The sequence below is a fragment of the Thioalkalivibrio sp. ALMg3 genome, from assembly GCF_000381225.1.
Taxonomy (GTDB): Bacteria; Pseudomonadota; Gammaproteobacteria; order Ectothiorhodospirales; family Ectothiorhodospiraceae; genus Thioalkalivibrio; species Thioalkalivibrio versutus.
This window is the reverse complement of record NZ_KB906230.1, coordinates 1-21,176: the sequence shown is the minus strand read 5'-3', so window position 1 is coordinate 21,176 and position 21,176 is coordinate 1. Positions and strand designations below refer to the sequence as shown.

The following is a 21,176-nucleotide window of genomic DNA, read 5'->3' as shown; positions in this document are numbered from 1 at the left end:
AGTTCGGCCGTTAGCGGCCGGGTAATCCGTGAATTGTAAGGTACGCTCCCGGGCCTGTCATTCCGGACCCGCCCCGAATGCCGCCGCTGCCAGCGCCCCCCGGCAGATCGGGCCGCTGCGCTTGCAATGACCGCTTGTGGTCAGCTCGCCTGGGCCTTGAAGGCCGCAAGGAGATCCTCGACCTGGCCGCGCACGCGCGCCTCGTCCTGGATCGCGAAGTCGAGAAAGGTCTGCGCGACCACCGACAGGACCTTCTGCCTGGGGTGAACGATGTGCCACTGGCGGTGAATCGGGAAGTGCTCCACATCCAGCAGTGCTACCGGCCCGCCCGCCCCCTCCGCGCTGAGGGTGTGCAACGACAGCACCGCAATCCCCAGGCCGCCGATCACCGCCTGCTTGATCGCCTCGTTGGAGCCGAGCTCCATGCGCACCGTCGGGCTGATCCCGTGCTCCTGGAACAGCTTGAGGGTTGCCTCGCGGATCCCGGAGCCCGGCTCGCGCATCAGGAACGTCTCCTGTTCCAGGCGTTCGATCGGGATGTTGCGCTGTCCGACCAGCGGGTGATCGCGGCTGGCCATCACCACCAGCGGGTTCGGCGCGAACGGATACACCGCGATGTCGGTCAGCCGTTCGGGCACGTGTCCAATGATGTACAGATCGTCATCGTTGTTGGCCAGGCGCTGCAGCACACGGTCGAAGTTGCTGACCTCCAGCGACAGTTCAATGTCCGGATAGCGCTTGGCGAACTGCCCGAGGATCGTCGGCGCGAAGTACTGCGCGGTGGTGATCACCGCCAGGCGCAGCCGCCCCCGCTTGAGCCCGTGCATCTCCGCGAGCTTCATCTCCAGGTTGGTCAGCGCGCCGAGCATCTCGCGGCAGGTGTCGTACAGCAACAGCCCGACCTCGGTGGGGAAGGCCTTGCGCCCAACGTACTCGAACAGCGGCAGGCCGAGGGCGCCGGAGAGCTTCTTGATCTGGATGGAGACGGTGGGCTGGGTCAGGTAGAGCTCTTCCGCCGCGCGGGTAAAGCTACCCAGGCGCACGATCGCTTCGAACACCTGCAGCTGGCGCAGGGTGGCGTGCCGGATCAGGTGCGCCGGCAGTTCGGATTTCAGCATCACCTGCGGAAGGCCGGACTCCTTCTGCGGTGTCGTGCCGGTCCCTTTCCTGGCCATGCTAGTACCCGTGACCCCTACCGGGTGAGACCGGCGTACAGCATCGGCAGCTTTTCCGGGAGCCGTTCGATACGATCCAGCACCATGAAGTGCTGTGCCCCGAAGATCCGTTCGACGTACTCGTCGGCGTTCGGGTCCAGGCTGATACAGAAGCTGTAGACGCCGTTCTTGCCCACTTCTTCCACCGCACGCTTCGCGTCCTGACGCAGGTACTGCGGGTCGCGCACATCGGTATCCGCCGGCTCGCCGTCGGTCACGATCAGCAACAGCTTCTTCTGCGTCCCCTGTTGCTGCAGCAGATGCCCGGCATGCCGAACGGCCGCGCCCATGCGAGTGGAAAGCTGCCCCTTCATCCCGGCCAGTCGTGCCCGGGCGTGATCGTCGTAGGGGGCGCCGAAGTCCTTGAAGCGGTAGTACTCGACATCGTGGCGACCATCCGAGGCAAAGCCGTGGATGGCGAAGGGATCGCCAATCTTGGAGATTGCCCCGCCCAGCAGAGCGGTAGCCTCGCGCGCCAGCTGAACCACACTGGTGTCCGTACCCTGGACCATCTCGTTGGTGGACTCGGACAGATCCAGCAGCACCAGCACCGACAGATCGCGAACCTGGCGGATATTGCGCACGTAGATGCGCTCGTCGGGCTGCCGCCGCATGCGCAGATCGATCTGTGCATCGACCAGCGCGTTCAAGTCCAGCTCGTCGCCCTCGGCCTGCTTGCGCAGGCGCTGGACGCCCTGCGGTTGCATCGCCTCGATCAGGAACTTCAGGCGCGAGATCAGCGGCTTGTGCTTTTCGTTAATCGCGTCGATCTCGGCCACGTCGCCCTTCTGCGGACGCCGCTCCAGCAGGGTGACCCAGTGCGGCCGTTCCAGCTGCATCTGGTAGTCCCACTCGTGGTAGTGGTAGGGCAGCGAGATCGGCTCCTTGCCCTCCTGCTGGTTGATGCTTTCCTCTTCGCCGTCCCGGAACCATTCGGTCGCCAGCACCATGATCATCTGGGCATCGTCCCCAGCGCCAGGGACATCGAGGGTGTTGATCATCTCCATGGGGGTCACGTAGACGCGTTCCTGGTTCGAACCGCTGGCCATCAGCGTCTCGAAGTCGTCTTCCTCGCGCCCGAACGCCCACATGTAGCGATTGTCGTCACGGTAGAGCACATCCGGCGCGACCTGCCGCGGGTTCATGTAGCCCTGTTCCGGAAATTCCGGCGCCAGGGCCTCGGCCAGGGCGCGCGCCAGGCCGGGGGCCTCGAGATCCTCCGTCCGTTCGGCCAGCGCCGCACGGGCCCTGGTCACGAACGGATGGTCGTCGCGGTAGTCCGGGTCCAGCAGGGCCCGTGCGGTGCGGGCCAGCAGGGCCTGCGGCGCTTCACCGTCGTCCGGGGTCGCGGTATGCAGGGGTGTCCAGAGGTTGCGCAAACCCGGGAAACCCTGGCTTGCCAGGGCCTCCACGCGGGCATCCTCGAACAACTCGGTCAGCACGCCGGTCACGCCGCGCGGCGCCTCCTCTGGCTGCATTTCCCGCGTGTAGACCACATGGGCCGCGGCATGGGCCGCCGCCGCACGGTAGAGATCGAGCCCGGTCAGGCCTTCCCAGTCGTCGAAGGCATCCGGCAGGAAGATCGTGAAGCCCTCGATATAGGGCTTGTAGCCCTCGCGCGACTCGAAGTCGCCACTCGTCGGCCGCATGAAGAAATCGCGCGCCCAGAGCGAACGCAGGTAGAGGTTGATGCGCCGCTGCACATCCACGAACAGCGTGCCGCGTCGCTCCTTCTGGAATACTGAACGGGACTCGGGCGATTCCAGACCAAAATAAGCGATCTGTTCCTCGAGGTCGGTACGGTGGGCCTGCGCGCCCCAGGTCGCCCAACGGCGCAACCCGCCCAGCGTCAGTTGCGAAAGCAACTCGTCGAGGCGTTCCAGCATCGGCCGAACGCCGCGTGGCGCCTGCCCCAGCAGGTTGTCGACCAGGCGCAGATATCCCCCGAACAGGCGCAGGTCGCCCAGGCGTCGCGCCGCAATCGGGCTGGTGGAGATCAGCAGGGTAATGACCGCCCCACTCGTCTTGGAGTACATCTTGATCGCCGAGCTCACCAGCTCTCCGACCGCATCCTCGCCCAGCTCCTGCGCCAGATCCGGCGCCTCCTGGACGAAGGCCACGACCATCTCCGAACCTCGCCCCAGGGAGTGCAGGCTGCGTGCGCCTTCCAGGTAGTAGCGCTTCAGACCACCCGTACTGAAGGCCCGCGTCGCTTCCTGCCACGAGGCCTCGAGTACCTCGGCGGCCTGCCCCCCGAGGTCCTCGAGGAGGTCCTGGTATTCCTCCAGATGGATGCTCATCGTGTCCGGCGCACGCGCCTAGAAGAACGTCGTGACGGCGGAGTCGAGGGCGTCGCGCATGTCCGGATCGTCCGTGATCGGACGCACCAGGGCCATGCGGCAGGCGGCCAGCGGCGCGACTCCCTTCGCAATCAGCGACGCGGCGTACACCAGCATGCGGGTCGAGATCCCCTCGTCCAGCCCGTGGCCCTTCAGATTGCGCGCGCGCTCCGCGACGCTGACCAGCTTGCTGGCCATGTCCTCGTTGACCCCGCCTTCGTGGACCACAATCCGCGTTTCGGTTGCGTGATCCGGGTAGTTGAAGTCCAGCGCGCCGAAGCGCTGCTTGGTCGACTCCTTCAGATCCTTCATCAGGCTCTGATAGCCCGGGTTGTACGAGATCACCACCTGAAAATCCGGATGCGCCTCGACCATCTCGCCCTTCTTCTCCAGCGGGAGCATGCGACGATTGTCGGTCAGCGGGTGGATCACGACGGTCGTATCCTGGCGCGCCTCGACGATCTCGTCGAGGTAGCAGATCGCCCCGTGGCGTGCCGCCTGGGTCAGCGGGCCGTCCTGCCAGCGCGTGCCGTTGGCATCCAGCAGATAGCGCCCCACCAGATCCGAGGCGGTCATGTCCTCATTACACGAGACGGTAATCAGCGGCTTGCGCAGCTTCCAGGCCATGTGCTCGACAAAGCGCGTCTTGCCGCAACCCGTGGGGCCCTTGAGCATCATCGGCATGCGCACCGAATAGGCAGCCTCGTACAGCTCCACCTCATCCGCCGTGGACTGATAGTAAGGCTCCTCGGTGATCAGGTGATCGCGTAGTTCGTCCTGCATGTTTCGACTCCTCAATCAGAAAGGCCGGGGCGCAAGCCCCGGCCACCGGCACGCATCGGCGTCAGTCAGGCCAAACCCGATCCGGATGCAACGCGTTGCCGCCCTTGTTCGCCTTCGGCTCCTTCTTTGCAGCCGGCTTTTTCCGGCCCGGGGTTGCCTTGGCCTGGGTCGACTGGGCGGTCGTCCCCGTCTTCCTCGTCGCTGCCGGCTTCTTGCGCGCCGTGGCCGCCTTGCGGGCCGGAGCCTTGCGGGTCGTGGTCGCCGCCTTCTTGGTGGCGGCCGCCTTGGTACTCGCGGCAGCCCGCGGGCTGCTGCTCGCCGGCTCCTGGCTCGTGTCCTTCTGTGCCGCGGCCGGCGCGTCGGCCGTGGCCGTGTTGTCCGGGCTCTTGTCCTTGTCCTGGTCCTCGCGCGCACTGCGCACGCCGGCTGCCAGCTTGTCTTGCAGATTGCTCATTGCGACACCTCCTCGATGATGGCTTCGATCTCCGCCGCCGCCGCCTCGCCCGGCTTGCCCAGATCAAAGACGGAACAGCCTTCCAGCGCAGAACGCCGATATATGGCCCGCCGGCGGAGCGACTGCTCCAGGGCGGGGATGTCGATCTCCATCAGTGCGTGTTTCATCGCACGCGACAGCGCACTGCGGACTTCGAGCTGATTAATCACGATGTAGGGGCGCAGGGCGGGATTCCTGAGCTTGGCCTCTTCGAGCCCGCGCCCCATACGGACGCTACCCCACAGATCCACCGGCGACGGAAGCACCGGGATCAGGACCTCGTCCGCGGCCGCCAGGGCACCGGTGACGGCCCCGCCCTCGAGCGTCGGCGGGCAATCCACCACGATGTGGTCGTAGTCCTTGCGCAGGGCCTTCAACTCGCGGTCGAGGGGCCCGGCAACCGCAAACACCGACGCCGCAAACGGACGATCCTCGGAGGCCATGCGGGCCCATTGACCGGCCGAACCCTGAGGGTCAGCGTCGACCACCAGCGTGCGGCCCCGCCGGGCCAGCCCCGCGGCCAGGTTCATGGTCAGGGTGGTCTTGCCAGTGCCGCCCTTCTGATTGACTACCGCGATTACCCTCGAACCCACGCAACAGCCTCCTGCGGAAGGGGACCGGGCTCAACCCGGCCCATCAAGAATCCCCCGGCTCAGCCGGTGGTGGCATCGGCCAGGCGGTCGACTTCAAGGGCAAAGGCCTTGTCGCCTTCCCCAAGCTGTTCGCCATCACGGGCGTCGATCGTGATGTTCACGTAGGTCGTGCCGAAGCTGATGTTCGGATGATAACCATCCTGCTCCGACAGCTCGGCCACGTGGTCTAGAAACTTCCGCGTGATGCCGTAGCGGTCGAACGTGAACTGTTTGCTCATGGACGCCGAGGTCCCCTTGCCGGGTTCCCACCCGGCCGGAACCACGAGATCGGTATCCGCCATTGCCTACTCCGCTTGTGTTGCCGCGTCCGCGCTCGTCACGCGGTGCTGCCTTGGGCATCGATCTCGCGCACGTGTTCCAGTTCATCCTCAAGGATGCTCTCGAACAGCGCCGCATCATCCACCGCACCGACGCGCCGGCAATAGACGGCTGCTTCGTCGTACAGACGAATCGCCTCCATCTCCAGCTCGCGCGAGTGCGCCAAAAGCTCGGCCATGGAGCGACCAAGCCGCACCGGCGCCAGCTGGCTACCGTTCGGCGCCACCCCGTAGTGGAACATGCGAGTCATGAAGCGATCCGCATGATCCAGCTCTTCCTGGGCGTCCCGACGCAGGCAGTCGCTTACGTCAGTCATCCCCCACATCGCGGTCAACCGCGCCTGGGCCAGGTATTGCTGCACCGCCGACAGCTCGTGTGCCACCGCCCGGTTCAGGTACCCCACGATCCGTGGATCGGACATGGATGTCGCCTCAGCTGGCCGAACCGCCGGCAGTCGGTGCCGTCGGCAGGATCCCTTCCACTTCCGAATGCACGCGAGCAATGATGTGCGCAGCCACCAGGCCGTCACCCACACGCTCGCAAGAATCCGCGCCCGCACGCACAGCGGCGTTCACGGCACCGGTTTCACCACGGACCAGGACGGTCACGTAACCGCCACCGACAAATTCACGACCGATCAGGCGCACTTCGGCGGCCTTGGTCATCGCATCCGCGGCTTCGATCGCCGGGACCAGACCACGGGTCTCGATCATGCCAAGGGCCACACCAGAAATTTCGTTAGCCATCATCTACCTCTTCATGAAAAAGCCGTCGGGCCCGATCCGGGCCCGACGGGGTTCGGCCGCCGTGAGTTACGGCTTTTCCGGGAGGATGTTTTCCACCTCGGAATGGACGCGAGCAATGATGTGCGCAGCCACCAGGCCGTCACCGACACGCTCGCAGGAATCCGCACCGGCACGCACAGCGGCGTTCACGGCACCGGTTTCGCCACGGACCAGGACGGTCACGTAACCACCACCCACGAACTGACGCCCGATCAGACGCACCTCGGAGGCCTTGGTCATTGCGTCCGCGGCCTCGATCGCCGGCACCAGACCACGGGTCTCGATCATGCCGAGGGCCACACCAAAGTTTTCGCTAGCCATTACTCAACTCCTATCAAGCGTTACTGATGATTTACTTTTCAACCTGCTCGGGCAGGATGCTTTCCACTTCGGAATGCACGCGGGCGATGATGTGCGCGGCCACGAGGCCGTCACCGACACGCTCGCAGGAATCCGCACCGGCACGCACAGCGGCGTTCACGGCACCGGTTTCGCCACGGACCAGCACGGTCACGTAGCCGCCACCGACGAACTGGCGACCGATCAGACGCACTTCGGAGGCCTTGGTCATTGCATCGGCCGCTTCAATCGCCGGTACCAGACCACGGGTCTCGATCATGCCCAGCGCCACACCAAAACGTTCAGTTGCCATTGTCTTCTCTCCTGGATTTACGGTTTTTTAAAACAAAAATGACGCTCACGCCGCCTTGCGGGAACCAGCAGAGCGCTGTGCATCGGTCTGGTCTTGTCCTGCCACGTCCTTCGACCCTTCCGTCTTCTTACCACCATCGTCCCAGTGGTCGATGATGCCGCCGATCGTGAGATCGGTCTGGATAGTTTTGTCGTCCAACGCGAGCCGCGCGGCCGACCCGCTGATGGTGAATACCCAGTTACCCGGATGCGCCCCGACCGGATCCACGGCCACACTCAGCGCACCCTTCTGGTCGACCAGCACGCGCAGGGAAATAGTGCTCAACCCGTCGACGCGACGGGTCACCACCAGCTCATCCTGCACCTGCATGATTTCCATGGAGCTACTGCTCCTCCCAGTAATCAATGATCCCGACGATCGTCGCGTCACTCGGGTAGGACTTGTCACCGGCCGCTTCGCGCGCCGCCGAGCTGCCCACTACGATGACCCAGTCCCCGGGCACGCACCCGACCGCATCGACCGCCACGGTGCGCGGCCCACCCGCCTTTTCCTGAACCACCAGCAACGGCCGGTGCCCCAGATCGCGGATGCGGTTGGTCGAAACCAGCGTCTTCTCAACCTTGCAGATCTTCATTCCCGTTCCCGTGTGCGTCAGGCGGCCAGTGGTTCCAGACGGCTTCCGCTGCGTTTGTCGCGGATCACCATGTGGCAGCCGATCAGGCCCTTTTCAGCCAGGTCGCGATAGCGATCCATGATCGTGTTGCGAATTCGGCGACAACGCGCCTCGACCCGCTCCCGCGATCCCGGCACCTTGCGGTCGTAGCGGTAATGCACCACCACCGGAATTGGCAGGCCGCGCTCGACATTCAGCTTGCGAAAAATCTTGTTCACGCCGACATCCATCCCCTCGGCGCCCTCTTCCATCGTCTCTAGGTGAGCGAAGTATGCGAAGTTGCGAACCTGCATCTCCTCGATTTCCTGGCCGACGATAATCACACGCTCGCGGTGGCCGACATCGGCGTAATGGCCTCCGTGATAGCGCGCCACATAATCCAGCTGCGAAATATTGCTCAGCAGCAGCCGCGAGATCAGGCGCAGCATCCCTTCATGCGGCGCGCCGTTACCGCGCCCCCAGCCCTGCTGGTGAATCGTGTCCTGGATCGCCTGATACACCCGCAGCGATGCGGTCTGTTCGTCCAGCCCCTGCGTCGCCCGGTACAACTCCGCGCTTTCCACGAAGCGATACAGGCTCATCCGTGTGTCCGCGTCCGGGATGTGGATCTTGATCGCATCCGTATCGGTATCCACCCCGATCAGCAGCGTGTCGACCGAGGCCCCACAGCAGTAGGTGTTCTCGATGGCCTGACGAAACGCGCGCAGCTGGTGCAAGGCACCGTCCGCCGCATCGCGCTCGCTGTTGCCGTGCGCCGCGCAGCCCTGGTGCAACGGATCCGCGCCACTGTAGTGGTACGCCGCAATCTTCAGATAGCGACTGGGGACATCGGCCGTGGTCGGCCGGCCCTCACGAAAGCGCAGCAGTTCGCGCTTGGTCCAGTGACGCACATCTTCCTCGATGTCGAACTGCGCCCCGGCGTAGCTCTTCACCCGTACCGCGAGATCGGGCAGGCGCAGGATGAAGCGCCGCAGGCCCAGCAGGCGCCCGTCCGAGCAGGGCGAGATGTCCACTTCGTGGAAGTCGCAGTCGAGGAAATACGCAATCGCGCTATCCGCTTCGGCCACCAGGTCATCCCGTCCCGCCCAGTATTCGTTGACCACCTGATCGAACAGCTCGAACGTCCCGTGCAGATACAGTTCGCGCGTATCCAGATCGTTGATCCAGGCATCCTCCAGCGCCTTCTGCGGCAGCTGGTACCCCAGGCGCTCCTCGACGATCGCCTGCGCCCGCGCCTCGAAGTCGCGCTCGTGCTGCAGCGCATGCACTTCCTTGAGCACCGGAACCAGCTGCGCAAAGCGCTCGCGGAACCCCTGCTCGAAGGCGTGCAGCCGTTCGTTCATCGGGACATCCGCCAACGCATGCCCCGCGGTCAGTTCACGCGTCATGTCCGGAGACGACGAGCTGCAGGCCGGCACCGCGGACACCGGGACCGCAGTGCTCGGCGCCGCTGCGCGCGCAGCCGCAATCCGGGACTTCGCGAAGCGCGAGCCCATGGAGCTGTTTTTGCGGCGACCACGCACCATGACGTTCTTCAGAGTCCTCGCCTGTCCTTAACCGCGCGCCCCGCCGGACAGCGTCACCAGAGAACCGGCGTCGCTGTTCCCGGAGGAACCCGTGATCCTGCTCGGGGGCACTTCCTTGCGCTCGAGTTCCCGATTGATATACGCGCTGCGGCCTTCACCACGCGGATTGCCCTTCTGCGTCTGGTTTCGGCGCGTCGAGAGGCCCTCGGTCCCGGTCACGTGGTCACCGCGCCCCCAGTCGTCGCCGGTAATGGAGACGCCATTGCTGCTGCCGTTCACGGTCACCCGGTTGGCACCGACCTTCTCGCCTTCTTCCACAGGCTCGACGACCGCTGCTTGCTTGCTGGCGCCATACCGGAACTCTTCGGTGCCGGACACCAGACCCATCGCCTTGTTGATGGACCCGGTCACGCTCCCGCTACTGCCGTAGGCGGTCCCCGTCACGCGCTCCCGACGCTCTGCGGCGACCCGCGCCGGGGTGTCCACACTGAACCCGGCGTTGGGCATCGGGCGAGAAGCGGCTTGCGCCACTGGCTGGGCCGGCGCGGCCTGCATGCCCATCCCTTCCGGGCGCAGACGCGGATGGAGACTGCTCGCGGCACTGGCGCAGCTCTTGGCAAATTCGTTACCGCCCACATACGGGGAACCGGACACGTCCTGACAGGCGCCCCGTTCGGTACCGGTGACGCGCTTGTCGTAACCCGGCTGGCTGCCGGACACCGAATGCCCCGGCGTGGAATGACGTTCGGCCACCCGCGTACCGGCCGCACTCGAATCCTGCGTGTCGCAGAACTGGTCGTACTGATCCGGACCGATATAGGCCGTGCCGCTCACCGGCTTGCAGGCGCCATATTCGTCACCGGTGACGCGCGAGGAACGCCCGATCGCCGAGCCGGACACAATTTGCTGATTCCAGGTACGGCCCACAGTCACTTTCTCCGGGCTGGCTTCCGGGCGATGACCGCCACAAAAGGCGTCATAGTGCTCGGAGCCGGCATATTCCGTGCCGGTGATCGGCTTGCAACCACCATATTCGTCACCCGTCACGTGGATCGAATGATCCACCTGGGTACCGGAAACCTCGCGACCCCGCAGGGTGTGCATTACACCGACCTTGGGGACGCCCCCGGCGTCCGGGCGCTCGCACAGTTCACCAAAGTCGGACTTGTTGTAGTACGGCGTACCGGTCAGCGAGGCACAGGAGCCGCGCTCGTCGCCAGTTACATGCCGGCTACGCCCCACGGCCACACCCGTCACGCTCTGGTCTTCCATGGTGTGCGACTCCTGGACCTTGGCCGGGGCCGGCTCCGGGCGAGTACCGCAAAAGCCCTGGAACTGCTCGGTGCCGAGATACTCGGTCCCGGTCACCGGTTTGCAGCTGCCATATTCGTTGCCGGTTACGTTCACGGAGCGCCCGACTTCGGAACCGGTCAGCTCACGACCGCGAAGCGTATGCATTACGCCAACCTTCGCCGGCGCCCCGTTCGACTTTCCCGTGTTACAGGGAACCTCGCTGGCCGCGGTGTTCAGGTACTCAGTACCGGTCACATCGCGGCAAGAGCCGGCTTCGTCGCCGGTAACGCTCGGGCTACGCCCGACCGAAGTGCCCGATACGCCTTCCCCTTGACGGGTGACCATCACGCTGGTTCGGGCCGGCCCGGCCTGCGGACGCGTGCCGCAGAAGCCTTCGTATTGTTCGGTACTGAGATATTCGGTGCCGGTGATCGTCTCGCAGGACCCACGCTCGTCGCCGGTCACACGGTTCGACCGCCCTACTTCGGTGCCACTGACGGACTGGCCGTGCGCCGTGTGCGAAGCGCCCACCTTAGGCGGATTACCTGCGGGGGACACGCCACAGTAACGCTCGTAATGTTCCACCCCAAGGTATTCGGTCCCGGTGACCGACGAGCAGCTGCCCGCCTCGGTGCCGGTAACGCCGGAGCTCCGCTCGACTTGCGTGCCACTGACGTGGCTGCCGGCGAGCGTGGTGCCCTCTTCAACCTTCGGCGGCACATCGCCCTCGACGGGGCGTGGCCGGCCACAGGGACGCCCCGGCTCGGAGGAGCCACGGCCCAGCTTGCACAGTTCTTCACGGCGCTGCCGAGCGACTTCGCGGGCGGACATCCCTTGGCGCTTGGCGGCCTTCCAGGCGCCTTCCTGCGGCATGGTGCCGCGGGCCTGACCGCCGTTAAAACGCCGACGCTGGGCCTTCTTGCCGCTCTGCGCCATGGCATCCCGGCGCGCCATGCAGATCGCGCGAACCTCCGAGATCATCGGATGCGGACCGGCGGCTTCGCCCCCGGACTCGACCTTGTGGCACAGCTGGTCCAAGCCGCTTTCGACCACCGCGGCGTCGCGGCTCGGGGCGCTGTTTACCGACGCATCGCGCTCGGCCTTCTCGCCCTTGCAGCCGCAGCCGCAATCCTTCTTGGATTCCTGGGTCGCGGCAGCCACCGGTTCCGATCCCTTGATGCGATCCCCACGGCGCGGTTCCGGCGCAACGGCCTTCTTGCCTTCCGTGGAAAGCGCCTGACGCCGCAGGCGGCAGATCTCGCGACCGCTCATGTTCGAGCAATCGACCTCGACGTTCTGCGACTGGGCCAGGGCTTCCAGCTGGCGCGAACGTTCGGCGCCGGCGGGGGCCATGCCACCCGCGGCCTGCGCACGCGTGTTGGTTCGGCCCACAGCCTTCTTGCCCTGGCGCGCCATCTTCTGGCGGCGCTCAAGGGCGGCCTGGCGCCCATTCGAGACACCCGTGTGCGCGCCCGGTTCCGGGCGGCGCTCGGGGGTGGTGTCGCGGGTCTCGACGGAGACCTGCGACGAGGATTCACTGGAGTGCATCTCCGGCTCCCGCGCCTGGGGTGCCGGGGCAGGGTCCGCCTTCGCCTGGCGCGCATCTCGCGCAGCCCCAGCGGAGCGGCTGCTCCCTTTGGTTTGGTCGGTCGACTTCACGGCAGCCTTGCCATTGCGAGACATGGCTTTGCGCCGTTCCAGGGCACGTTCACGCCCCGAGAGACCTTCAGACGCAGATGTCGGATTACTCATGGCACTTCCTTACAGTTGGCGGCAGCAACGGTAAATAACGCTTTACTGAACTGCCGGGCCCGAAGGCGGACCCGGCAGGTACCGGGCCCTAATTAGCGACCGCGATCGACCACGAAGGCCGTGCCCTGACTCTGGGCGTAGTTATCGTAGGCGAGGAAGCGAACCATCATGCCGGGGTTGGCACGGCGGCACTGCTCGATCTCGCTCAGCACGGTCTCGACGGACTGCTCGCCGAACATCGGGAGCTTCCACATGTACCAGTAGTTGGACATGGCGTGTTCTTTTTCGCTGTACTCGACCGCCGGATTCCAGCCCTGGGCAATGGCGTATTCGATCTGACGGCGAACCTGATCGGCGTTCATCTCGGGCAGGTAGGAGAAGGTCTCGTACTTCTGCACCGGCTTGAAGTTCTGAATATCGGACATGTCGTTAATCCTATGCGCTTGTTCTCTGAAGGTGCGGGCAGCCACTCAGGCCGCCCGCACACGGACGATCACTTGTGTTGGACGTCCAGCTTGTCGGTGGTGTCGAACTCGAACTTGATTTCCTTCCACGTTTCCATGGCGATCTTCAGTTCGGGACTGTGCTGGGCGGCCTGGGTCAGGATCTCCTTGCCTTCCTTCTCGATCTCGCGACCCTCGTTGCGCGCCTGGACGCAGGCCTCGACGGCCACGCGGTTGGCGGTCGCGCCCGGAGCATTGCCCCACGGGTGGCCCAGGGTGCCGCCACCGAACTGCAGCACGGAGTCGTCGCCGAAGATGGAGACCAGGGCCGGCATGTGCCAGACGTGGATACCACCGGAGGCCACGGCGAACACGCCCGGCATGGAACCCCAGTCCTGATCGAAGAAGATGCCGCGCGAGCGGTCTTCCGGGATGAAGGATTCACGCAGCAGATCGATCCAGCCAAGCGTCGCGGCGCGGTCGCCTTCCAGCTTGCCGACCACGGTGCCGGTGTGGAGGTGGTCGCCGCCGGACAGACGCAGGATCTTGGCGAGCACACGGAAGTGGATACCGTGCTTCGGATGACGGTCGATAACCGCGTGCATGGCACGGTGGATGTGCAGCAGCATGCCGTTGTCGCGGCACCAGTTGGCCAGGCCGGTGTTGGCACAGAAACCGCCGGTGATGTAGTCGTGCATGATGATCGGTGCGCCAATTTCCTTGGCGTACTCGGCACGCTTGTACATTTCTTCCGGGGTCGGCGCGGTGACGTTCAGGTAGTGACCCTTGCGCTCGCCGGTCTCGGCTTCGGCCTTTTCGGTCGCTTCCTGGACGAAATCGAAGCGGTCACGCCAGCGCATGAACGGCTGGGAGTTGACGTTTTCGTCGTCCTTGGTGAAGTCGAGACCGCCACGCAGGCACTCGTAGACGGCACGGCCGTAGTTCTTCGCGGACAGACCCAGCTTCGGCTTGATGGTGCAACCCAGCATCGGGCGGCCGTACTTGTTCAGGCGATCACGCTCGACCTGGATACCCATGGGCGGACCGCCACAGGTCTTCACGTAGGCGATCGGGAAGCGCACGTCTTCCAGGCGCAGCATACGCACGGCCTTGAAGCCGAACACGTTACCGACCAGGGAGGTGAACACGTTCACCATGGAGCCTTCTTCGAACAGGTCGATCGGGTAGGCGATGAACGCGTAGAAGGACTCGTCGTCACCCGGGACGTCCTCGATCATGTACGCCCGACCCTTGTAGTAATCCATGTCGGTCAGGAGGTCGGTCCACACCGTGGTCCAGGTACCGGTGGAGGACTCGGCTGCCACAGCGGCGGCAGCTTCTTCGCGGTCGATACCGGGCTGCGGGGTAATCTTGAAACACGCCAGCAGGTCAGTATCCAGCGGCGTGTATTCGGGCATCCAGTATGTTTCGCGGTAATCCTTGACGCCCGCGGAGTACTTCTTGGCGGCAGACATGTGGCCTTCTCCTACGCGTTGGTTAATCGTGATGGTCGCCTAGATTAGGGAGGGCAATCACTAATAACAAATAAATAATCTAGATGCGACCGATAGACAATCGTTTATATAAAAGCCGGGCAGCGGGAGGGCCGCTGACCGGCAGGGGTTCGGGTTCGCAAGGATGCAGTCAGGCGCCGAAACGCCGACCGCGACCCATTGCGGACGTCGATTGTAGTCGAAGACCGTAGCCGTTGCATGCCTTCGGCGCGACCCGCCGCACAGGCCCTGTGACGGGCCGCCGGGAACGCCCCGTCACGCAGCAACGACCCCGGGTATCAGGACGTGGCGGCAGTGGCGGGCTCTCCGTCACCGGCGGCATGGTGATCCCGCGCCAGGTAGAGATAGATGGCGGGCACCACGAACAGGGTGAACAGTGTCCCGATCGCCATGCCGCTCGCGATCACCAGGCCCATCGCGAAACGCGAGCCGGCACCGGCCCCGGCGGCCATCAGCAAGGGCACCATCGCCACCACGGTCGCGGTGGTGGTCATCAGGATCGGCCGCAGGCGCAGGGCAGACGCCTCCTCGATGGCTTCGCGCAGCGTCCGGCCCTGGCGTTGCAGCTGGTTGGCAAACTCCACGATCAGAATGCCGTGCTTGGCGATCAGGCCGATCAGGGTCAGCAGCCCCACCTGGGTATAGATATTCAGCGAAGTCACCCCAAGGCTGATGAAGATCAGTGCCCCGGCGATCGACATCGGCACCGTGGTCAGAATGATCAACGGGTCGCGGAATGACTCGAACTGAGCAGCCAGGACCAGGAAGATCACCAACAGGGCAAAGAAGAAGGTGACCACCAGCTCACTGCCCTCGGCCTTCAGCTGACGCGACTGTCCGGCATAGTCGACGCTGACATCCGGTGGGAGCACATCGGCGGCAATCTCGTCGACGATGTCCAGGGCCTCGCCCAGGGTCACGCCCGGCCGCGGCACGCCCGACAGGGTCACGGCATTGAGCTGCTGGAAGCGCTTGAGCGAGCGCGGGGTCACCGTTTCTTCCAGTGTCACGATGCTGGACAACGGGATCGGCTCGCCGTCGCGGGTACGCGTGAACAGCTCTTCCAGCTGCTCCGGATTCAGGCGCTCGCTGCGCTGCACCTGGGGGATCACGCGATAGCTGCGGTTCTCCATCGCGAAGCGCCCGGCAAACCCGCCAGACAACATGGTTGCCAGATCGGCATTGAGCGTGGCCATGTCGATCCCGAGCTGGGCGGCGCGTTCGCGGTCGATCTTGAGATCCACCTGCGGCTGATCGAAGTCGAGATCGGAGTCCATGAAGATGAAGCGCCCGGTCGCCATCGCCCGCTGCATGATCTCGCTGGCGAACTGCTCCAGCTCCTCGAACGAACCGGTGGAGCCGAGGACCACACTGACCGGTGCACCGTCGCCCGGAGTGGGCAGCTGCGGCGGCTGGATCGCGAACACCTCCAGCGCCGGGATGCGGTCCAGGCGTGGCTGCAGCTCCTCCTGCAGGATGGTCTCGGTATCCCGATCACGCTGATCCCAGGGTGCGAGGACGAAACCGCCCAGGGCCTGGTTGCCGGCACCGGCGATGCCCGGGCCTCCGCCAAAACCGTTCACGATAAAGATGTTATCGAGCTCCGGGATTTCGTCGAAGAAGCGGTCGGTCAACTCGGTGTTGCGTTCCAGCCAGTCCAGGCCCATGTAGGCGTCGCCCTCCATGATGGAGAACGCGAAGCCCTGGTCCTCCGGCGGCTCCAGCTCGCTCTGCGAGGTGACGAACAGGAAGTAGCACGACACCAGCACGATGGCACCGAACACCGCGATGGTGAAGCGGTCATTCAGCGCCCCATGCAGGCGCCGACGATAGCGTTGCTGGAGGGAGTCGAAGCGTGCATCCAGCCAGCCTTCGATCCGTCCGCGCTTCTCGGTGGCGCCATCGCGCAGGATCTTCGAGCACATCATCGGCGACAACGTGATCGCGACAATGCCCGAGATCACGACGGTCGCCGCCAGGGTGAACGCGAACTCGATGAAGAGCGTCCCGGTCAGCCCGCCGATGAAGCCCAGCGGCAGGAACACCGCCACCAGGGTGGTCGACATCGCCACGATCGGCCAGGCGAGTTCGCGCGCCCCCTGGATCGCCGCGTCCATGCGCGACATCCCCTCCTCGATATGGCGGGAGATGTTCTCCAGCATGATGATGGCGTCATCCACCACGATGCCGATCGCCAGCACCATCGCCAGCAGGGTCAACAGGTTCAGCGAGAACCCCATCAGCAGCATCAGCATGAAGGTGCCGACCAGCGACAGCGGCACCGCTACGGCCGGGATAATCACGCTGCGCAACGAGCCGAGGAACAGGTAGATCACCACCAGCACGATCCCCAGCGCCAGGCCGATGGTCACCAGCACCTCGTCGATCGCACTCTGGATGTAGTCCGTGGAGTCGTAGACGATCTCGCCTTCCAGCCCCGAGGGCAGGCGCGGCAGGATGCGCTCGTCGAATACGTCGCGGACCTCGGCAATCACGTCCAGGGCGTTGGCATCCGGCGCCATCTCGATACCGACGAAGGTGGCCGCCTCGCCATTGAAGCGCACCGAGGTGTCGTAATTCTCCGAGCCCAGCTCCACCTCGGCCACGTCGCCCAGGCGCACCAGGTCGCCGTCGGTCTCGAACAGGATCAACTGCTCGAACTCCTCCGGACGACTCAGATCGGTATCCGCCGTCAGGTCCAGCCCAACCATGGAACCCCGCGTCTGGCCCACGGCGGACAGCACATTGTTGCGCTCCAGGGCCTCGCGCACGTCGCGCCCGGTCACACCGAAGGCGGCCATGCGATCGGCATCCAGCCAGGCGCGCATCGCAAAGCTCTGGGCACCCAGGATCTCGGCTCGCTGCACGCCGTTGATGGTCGCCAGTTCCGGCTGCACCTCGCGGATCAGGTAATCGGTGGTCTGGTTGTTGGACAGCCGTTCGGAGTAGAACGACATGTACATTGCGGCCACGTCCTGCCCCACGGACAGATCCACCACCGAGTCCTCGGCCTCCGCCGGCAGGTCGCTGCGAATCTTGTCCACCTGGGCCGCGATCTGCGTCAGGGCCACGTTGGGATCGTAGTCCAGCTCCAGATGGGCCTCGACGATGCTGATCCCCGCGCGGCTGGTGGAGACGAGGTAATCGATCCCCTCGGCCTCGGCCACCTCGCGCTCCATCGGCGTGGTGATGAAGCCCTGCACCAGATCGGCATCCGCGCCGATATACGCGGTGCTGACGGTCACCACCGCGTTCTGCACCTCGGGGAACTGGCGCACGTTCAGGTCAAATACCGCGCGCACCCCGAACAACAGGATGAACAGACTCACCACCGTGGCGAGCACCGGCTTCTGGATGAAGATATCGGTAAAGCGCATGCCAGCGACCCCGCTCTAGCGGTTCGCCGGGCGCGGGTCGCGCTCGGCATCGGGCTGGGCATCCTCGGTGATCTCGACCGGGGAGTCGTTTTGCAGCTTGAGCAGGCCACTGGCCGCGATACGCTCACCCGGCTCCAGCCCGTCAAGGACCTGCACCAGATCACCGCGGCGCGCGCCGGTCTCGATCAGGCGTTGTTCCACCCGCAGCTGGCCTTCGTCGTCCTCCGCGATCACGAATACCGATTGCCCCCAGGGCGCAAAGCGGATCGCGGTCTGCGGCGCGACCACCGCCTCCTCGGACTCCCCGCGATCCAGCGTCACCCGGGCGAACTGCCCCGCACGCAGGCGACCCTGTTCGTTTTCCAGCAGGGCCTGCACGCGGAACATGCGCGAGGCCGCGCGGACCCGCGGCTCGATGGCCGTGACCTCGCCGGTGAACTCTTCGCCAAAGGCATCCACCTCCACACGGACGTCCTGACCCAGGGCGATCTCGCCCAGGCGGCGCTCCGGCAGGGTGAAATTCACATACAGCGGCTGCAACGCCTCCAGCACCACGATCGGATCCCCGGGCCCGACGAACTGCCCGACGCTCACCTCGCGGATACCCAGCTCGCCCGCGAACGGCGCGCGCAGGCTCTTCTGCCGGATGCGCGCCTCCTGCGCCTTCACCGAGGCCTGGGCCTGCTCGGCCTCGGCGACCCGGCGCTGAAATTCCGAATCCGAGATGTCGTTGCGCTCGATCAGGCCCCTGGCGCGCTCCAGCTCGCGGCGCGCCAGGCGCTCGCCGGCCCGCAGGTTGTCGAGCTCGGCCTCGTCCAGGGTGGTATCCAGGTCCACCAGCGGATCGCCGGCCTCGACCCGCGCCCCGTTCTCGAAGTGGATCGCCTGGACAATGCCCTGCGCCTCGAAGCTCAGGGTCGCGCCCTGCACGGCCTCCAGGCTACCGATCGCACGCACCTGCGGAGTCCAGGAGTCCGTCGACACCTCTGCGGCGTTGATGGTCACCACGGGCTCCGGCATATCTTCGAAGTACTCTGCGATCTGCTGATCGACAAAGGCCTTGAAGCCGAAAATACCGCCGAGCACGATGGCCACCGCCACCAGCATGAGGATAAAACGCTTCATCAGGGTCTCCTGGAGACACCGGCGGGGGCATTCCCACCGGCATCATGAAATGAGTTCAACAGACTCGCCCGTCGCCGGACTCTAAACAGCGCCCGGGTCGCAGAGACCTGCATCGCGCAGGGCGGCACGCACGCGCGCCGTCTCCGCCCGAACCACCGTGGGCTCGTCCGGATCCAGCCGCGGCTCCCAGCGCCAGCCGGTCATCAGGGCATGGAAATGCCGGATGAGGTGGTCATAGGGCCGATGGATGTCGTAGGCATCCAGCAACCCCTGCGCATTGGCAAGGCTCTGCATCCCCACGTTCAGCGCCCAGGGGCCCAGCCCCATCTCGTCTTCGGAGATCTCGCGGGCCGGCGGCAGGTCGCCGCGGTCACGCGCCTCGGCCACCACCGCATGCACCGCCTCGCTGATCGGCTTCCCGGCCTCCAGCAATGCCATGCGGCGCGGAGCCGACACATTCGCCCAGACCACCTCGGTCACCAGGTACTGGGTCAGGCGATAGTAGTCGGGGTTTTGCGCGGCAAAATCGATGTCGGTCAGCACGATCGCCAGCATGCGCGAGCGCGTGCCCAGGGAGAGCTCGGGGATGGCCCGGAAAAGCGCCGCCCGTTGCAGCGTGGTGCGTGCCGCGACCGCCGCCAGCAGATCCTCTTTCGACTCGAAGTGCTGGTACAGCGTACCGGTCGCATACTCGCAGTCCGCCGCCAGCTTCGACATCTGCAGGGCCAGCAGGCCCTCCTCGCGGATGCGCTCGTGCGCCCGCTCGATGAACAGCGCCTCGCGCGTCTCGCGCTCGCGGCGTTTGCGATCCCCGGTAGTCATGGCGCTCAGCATATCGAACCCACTACGTTTTTTGAACCCGATTCGAGTTAGGTCCCGAAAAAGGCCGGGGACAGCATGCCCCGGCCCCCCGATTCGAGTATTCAGCCCGTCTCGCGCAACAGCCGCACGATCGCGTCGGCGACACTCTTGCTGGACTGCGGGTTTTGCCCGGTCACCAGCTTGCCGTCCACCACCACGTGATCGGCCCAGTCGTCGGCGGTATCCACCTCGCCGCCGAGCTCCTGCAGCTTGTCCTGCAGCAGGAACGGCATCGCAGTGTCCAGCTGGACCGCCTTCTCCTCGCTGTTGGTGAAGGCCGCCACCTTGCGCCCCTTCACCGCGGAAGTGCCATCCGCCAGCATCGCACCGACCAGACAGGCCGGCCCGTGACAGACGGCGCCAACCACCTTGTCGTTGTCCATGAATTCCGCGACCAGCCGCTGGACATGCGGGTTGTCCGGCAGATCGAACATGGTGCCGTGACCGCCGGGAAAGAAGATCGCGGCATAGGCCCCATGGTTCGTGTGCTCAGTCAGCGCGATGGTGTCATCCAGGGCCTCCTGCGCGGCCACCGCCGCGGGGCCCGCATGACTGGCCTCCAGGCTTTTCGGATCCAGCGGCACGGGGCCGCCCTTCGGACTGGCCACCTTGACCTCGAAACCCGCCTTGCGAAAGCGATCATAAGGCTCGGCGAACTCGTCGAACCATACGCCCGTCGCCTGGCCTGGAGCGATCTCGCCGTGACTGGTTACTACCATCAGAATCGTCTGGCTCATCCCTTGTCTCCTTGCATCCATGTCTCCGGTGGACTCGCCGGCCGGCTACAGGTTCCTGGTGTGCAAGGCTTGGGTGAACGAGCAGCGAGTCTGACGGCGAAAAACAGACGCGGAAGGATCAAGCAAACGAGAGACCCGAAGAACCGCGCGGCCGGATAGCCGCGGGCTGGGCATCAGACGCGGTAGTACTCGCGATACCACTCGACGAAGCGGGCGATGCCATCTTCCACCGCGGTCGCGGGGGCATAGCCCACGTCCTGACGCAGGGCCTCGACATCGGCATAGGTGTCCGGCACATCCCCCGGCTGCAGCGGCAGGAGGTTCTTCTCGGCCTTCTTGCCCAGGCACTCTTCGAGCACCTCGATGTAGCGCATCAGCTCCACCGGCTCGTGGTTGCCGATGTTGTACAGGCGGTAGGGGGCTGCGCTGGTGGCCGAGTCGGGCTCGGCCCCGTTCCAGTCGGGGTTGCGCGGGGCCACGTGATCCAGGGTGCGGATCACGCCCTCGACGATGTCGTCGATGTAGGTGAAGTCGCGCCGGTGGTGGCCGTAGTTGAAGACGTCGATCGGCTCGCCCGCCAGGATCTTCTTGGTGAACATGAACAGCGCCATGTCCGGGCGGCCCCAGGGGCCGTAGAC

The 21,176-nt window shown here is 65.2% G+C and carries 21 protein-coding genes; all 21 read right to left on the bottom strand.

Translation table 11 applies throughout. From position 1 onward, the window contains the following. Window positions 1–140 precede the first annotated feature (140 nt). A complete protein-coding gene (locus F622_RS0111125) occupies window positions 141–1,118 on the bottom strand; it encodes a LysR family transcriptional regulator (protein WP_018168603.1) in 978 nt (325 codons plus the stop codon). 74 nt (window positions 1,119–1,192) lie between these two features. Next, a complete protein-coding gene (locus F622_RS0111120) occupies window positions 1,193–3,514 on the bottom strand; it encodes a nitric oxide reductase activation protein NorD (RefSeq protein WP_018168602.1) in 2,322 nt (773 codons plus the stop codon). An 18-nt stretch (window positions 3,515–3,532) separates the two neighbouring features. Beyond that, window positions 3,533–4,336: a CbbQ/NirQ/NorQ/GpvN family protein gene (locus F622_RS0111115; protein WP_018144344.1), complete on the bottom strand. Its 804-nt coding sequence runs from the start codon at window positions 4,334–4,336 to the stop codon at window positions 3,533–3,535. Window positions 4,337–4,397: 61 nt separating this feature from the next. Beyond that, window positions 4,398–4,790: a hypothetical protein gene (locus F622_RS0111110; protein ID WP_018168601.1), complete on the bottom strand. Its 393-nt coding sequence runs from the start codon at window positions 4,788–4,790 to the stop codon at window positions 4,398–4,400. Then, window positions 4,787–5,422, bottom strand: coding sequence for a ParA family partition ATPase (parA, locus tag F622_RS0111105; protein ID WP_018168600.1), 636 nt, complete (start codon window positions 5,420–5,422; stop codon window positions 4,787–4,789). Before parA ends, F622_RS0111110 begins: the two co-directional genes overlap by 4 nt. Window positions 5,423–5,481: 59 nt before the next feature. After that, window positions 5,482–5,763, bottom strand: a complete 282-nt coding sequence (locus F622_RS0111100; RefSeq protein WP_018168599.1) for a 4a-hydroxytetrahydrobiopterin dehydratase — start codon at window positions 5,761–5,763, stop codon at window positions 5,482–5,484. A 35-nt stretch (window positions 5,764–5,798) separates the two neighbouring features. Then, the gene (locus F622_RS0111095) at window positions 5,799–6,221 is read right to left on the bottom strand and encodes a bacterioferritin (RefSeq protein WP_018168598.1); all 423 of its coding nucleotides are present in this window, start codon (window positions 6,219–6,221) and stop codon (window positions 5,799–5,801) included. Between the two features lie 10 nt (window positions 6,222–6,231). Beyond that, a complete protein-coding gene (locus tag F622_RS0111090; protein WP_026289304.1) occupies window positions 6,232–6,546 on the bottom strand; it encodes a BMC domain-containing protein in 315 nt (104 codons plus the stop codon). A 66-nt stretch (window positions 6,547–6,612) separates the two neighbouring features. After that, a complete protein-coding gene (locus tag F622_RS0111085) occupies window positions 6,613–6,906 on the bottom strand; it encodes a BMC domain-containing protein (protein ID WP_012982276.1) in 294 nt (97 codons plus the stop codon). A 31-nt stretch (window positions 6,907–6,937) separates the two neighbouring features. Next, the gene (locus F622_RS0111080; RefSeq protein WP_012982275.1) at window positions 6,938–7,237 is read right to left on the bottom strand and encodes a BMC domain-containing protein; all 300 of its coding nucleotides are present in this window, start codon (window positions 7,235–7,237) and stop codon (window positions 6,938–6,940) included. 45 nt (window positions 7,238–7,282) lie between these two features. Further along, complete coding sequence (locus F622_RS0111075) at window positions 7,283–7,615, bottom strand: carboxysome peptide B (RefSeq protein ID WP_019571977.1); 333 nt, start codon at window positions 7,613–7,615, stop codon at window positions 7,283–7,285. Between the two features lie 4 nt (window positions 7,616–7,619). Beyond that, a complete protein-coding gene (locus tag F622_RS0111070) occupies window positions 7,620–7,871 on the bottom strand; it encodes a carboxysome peptide A (protein ID WP_017940626.1) in 252 nt (83 codons plus the stop codon). A 17-nt stretch (window positions 7,872–7,888) separates the two neighbouring features. Then, entirely contained in the window at window positions 7,889–9,298 is a 1,410-nt protein-coding gene (locus tag F622_RS0111065; RefSeq protein ID WP_019571976.1) for a carboxysome shell carbonic anhydrase, read from the bottom strand. Window positions 9,299–9,463: 165 nt separating this feature from the next. Further along, window positions 9,464–12,412 carry a CsoS2 family carboxysome shell protein gene (locus F622_RS0111055; protein WP_026331573.1) on the bottom strand — a complete coding sequence of 983 codons (2,949 nt, stop codon included), beginning with the start codon at window positions 12,410–12,412 and terminating at the stop codon, window positions 9,464–9,466. A 161-nt stretch (window positions 12,413–12,573) separates the two neighbouring features. Then, the gene (locus F622_RS0111050; protein WP_018168592.1) at window positions 12,574–12,906 is read right to left on the bottom strand and encodes a ribulose bisphosphate carboxylase small subunit; all 333 of its coding nucleotides are present in this window, start codon (window positions 12,904–12,906) and stop codon (window positions 12,574–12,576) included. A 68-nt stretch (window positions 12,907–12,974) separates the two neighbouring features. Then, window positions 12,975–14,399: a form I ribulose bisphosphate carboxylase large subunit gene (locus F622_RS0111045; RefSeq protein WP_018168591.1), complete on the bottom strand. Its 1,425-nt coding sequence runs from the start codon at window positions 14,397–14,399 to the stop codon at window positions 12,975–12,977. A gap of 317 nt (window positions 14,400–14,716) precedes the next feature. Next, window positions 14,717–17,815 carry an efflux RND transporter permease subunit gene (locus F622_RS0111040; RefSeq protein ID WP_018177019.1) on the bottom strand — a complete coding sequence of 1,033 codons (3,099 nt, stop codon included), beginning with the start codon at window positions 17,813–17,815 and terminating at the stop codon, window positions 14,717–14,719. A 15-nt stretch (window positions 17,816–17,830) separates the two neighbouring features. Further along, window positions 17,831–18,940 (bottom strand): efflux RND transporter periplasmic adaptor subunit, encoded by a 1,110-nt coding sequence (locus tag F622_RS0111035; RefSeq protein WP_018168589.1) that lies wholly within the window; start codon window positions 18,938–18,940, stop codon window positions 17,831–17,833. A gap of 81 nt (window positions 18,941–19,021) precedes the next feature. Continuing rightward, entirely contained in the window at window positions 19,022–19,774 is a 753-nt protein-coding gene (locus F622_RS0111030) for a TetR/AcrR family transcriptional regulator (RefSeq protein WP_018168588.1), read from the bottom strand. Between the two features lie 89 nt (window positions 19,775–19,863). After that, on the bottom strand, window positions 19,864–20,538 hold the full coding sequence (locus F622_RS0111025; RefSeq protein ID WP_018168587.1) for a type 1 glutamine amidotransferase domain-containing protein: 675 nt from the start codon (window positions 20,536–20,538) through the stop codon (window positions 19,864–19,866). A 173-nt stretch (window positions 20,539–20,711) separates the two neighbouring features. Next, a partial coding sequence (locus F622_RS0111020) for an NAD-dependent epimerase/dehydratase family protein (protein ID WP_019571974.1) occupies window positions 20,712–21,176 on the bottom strand: 465 nt, incomplete at its 5' end.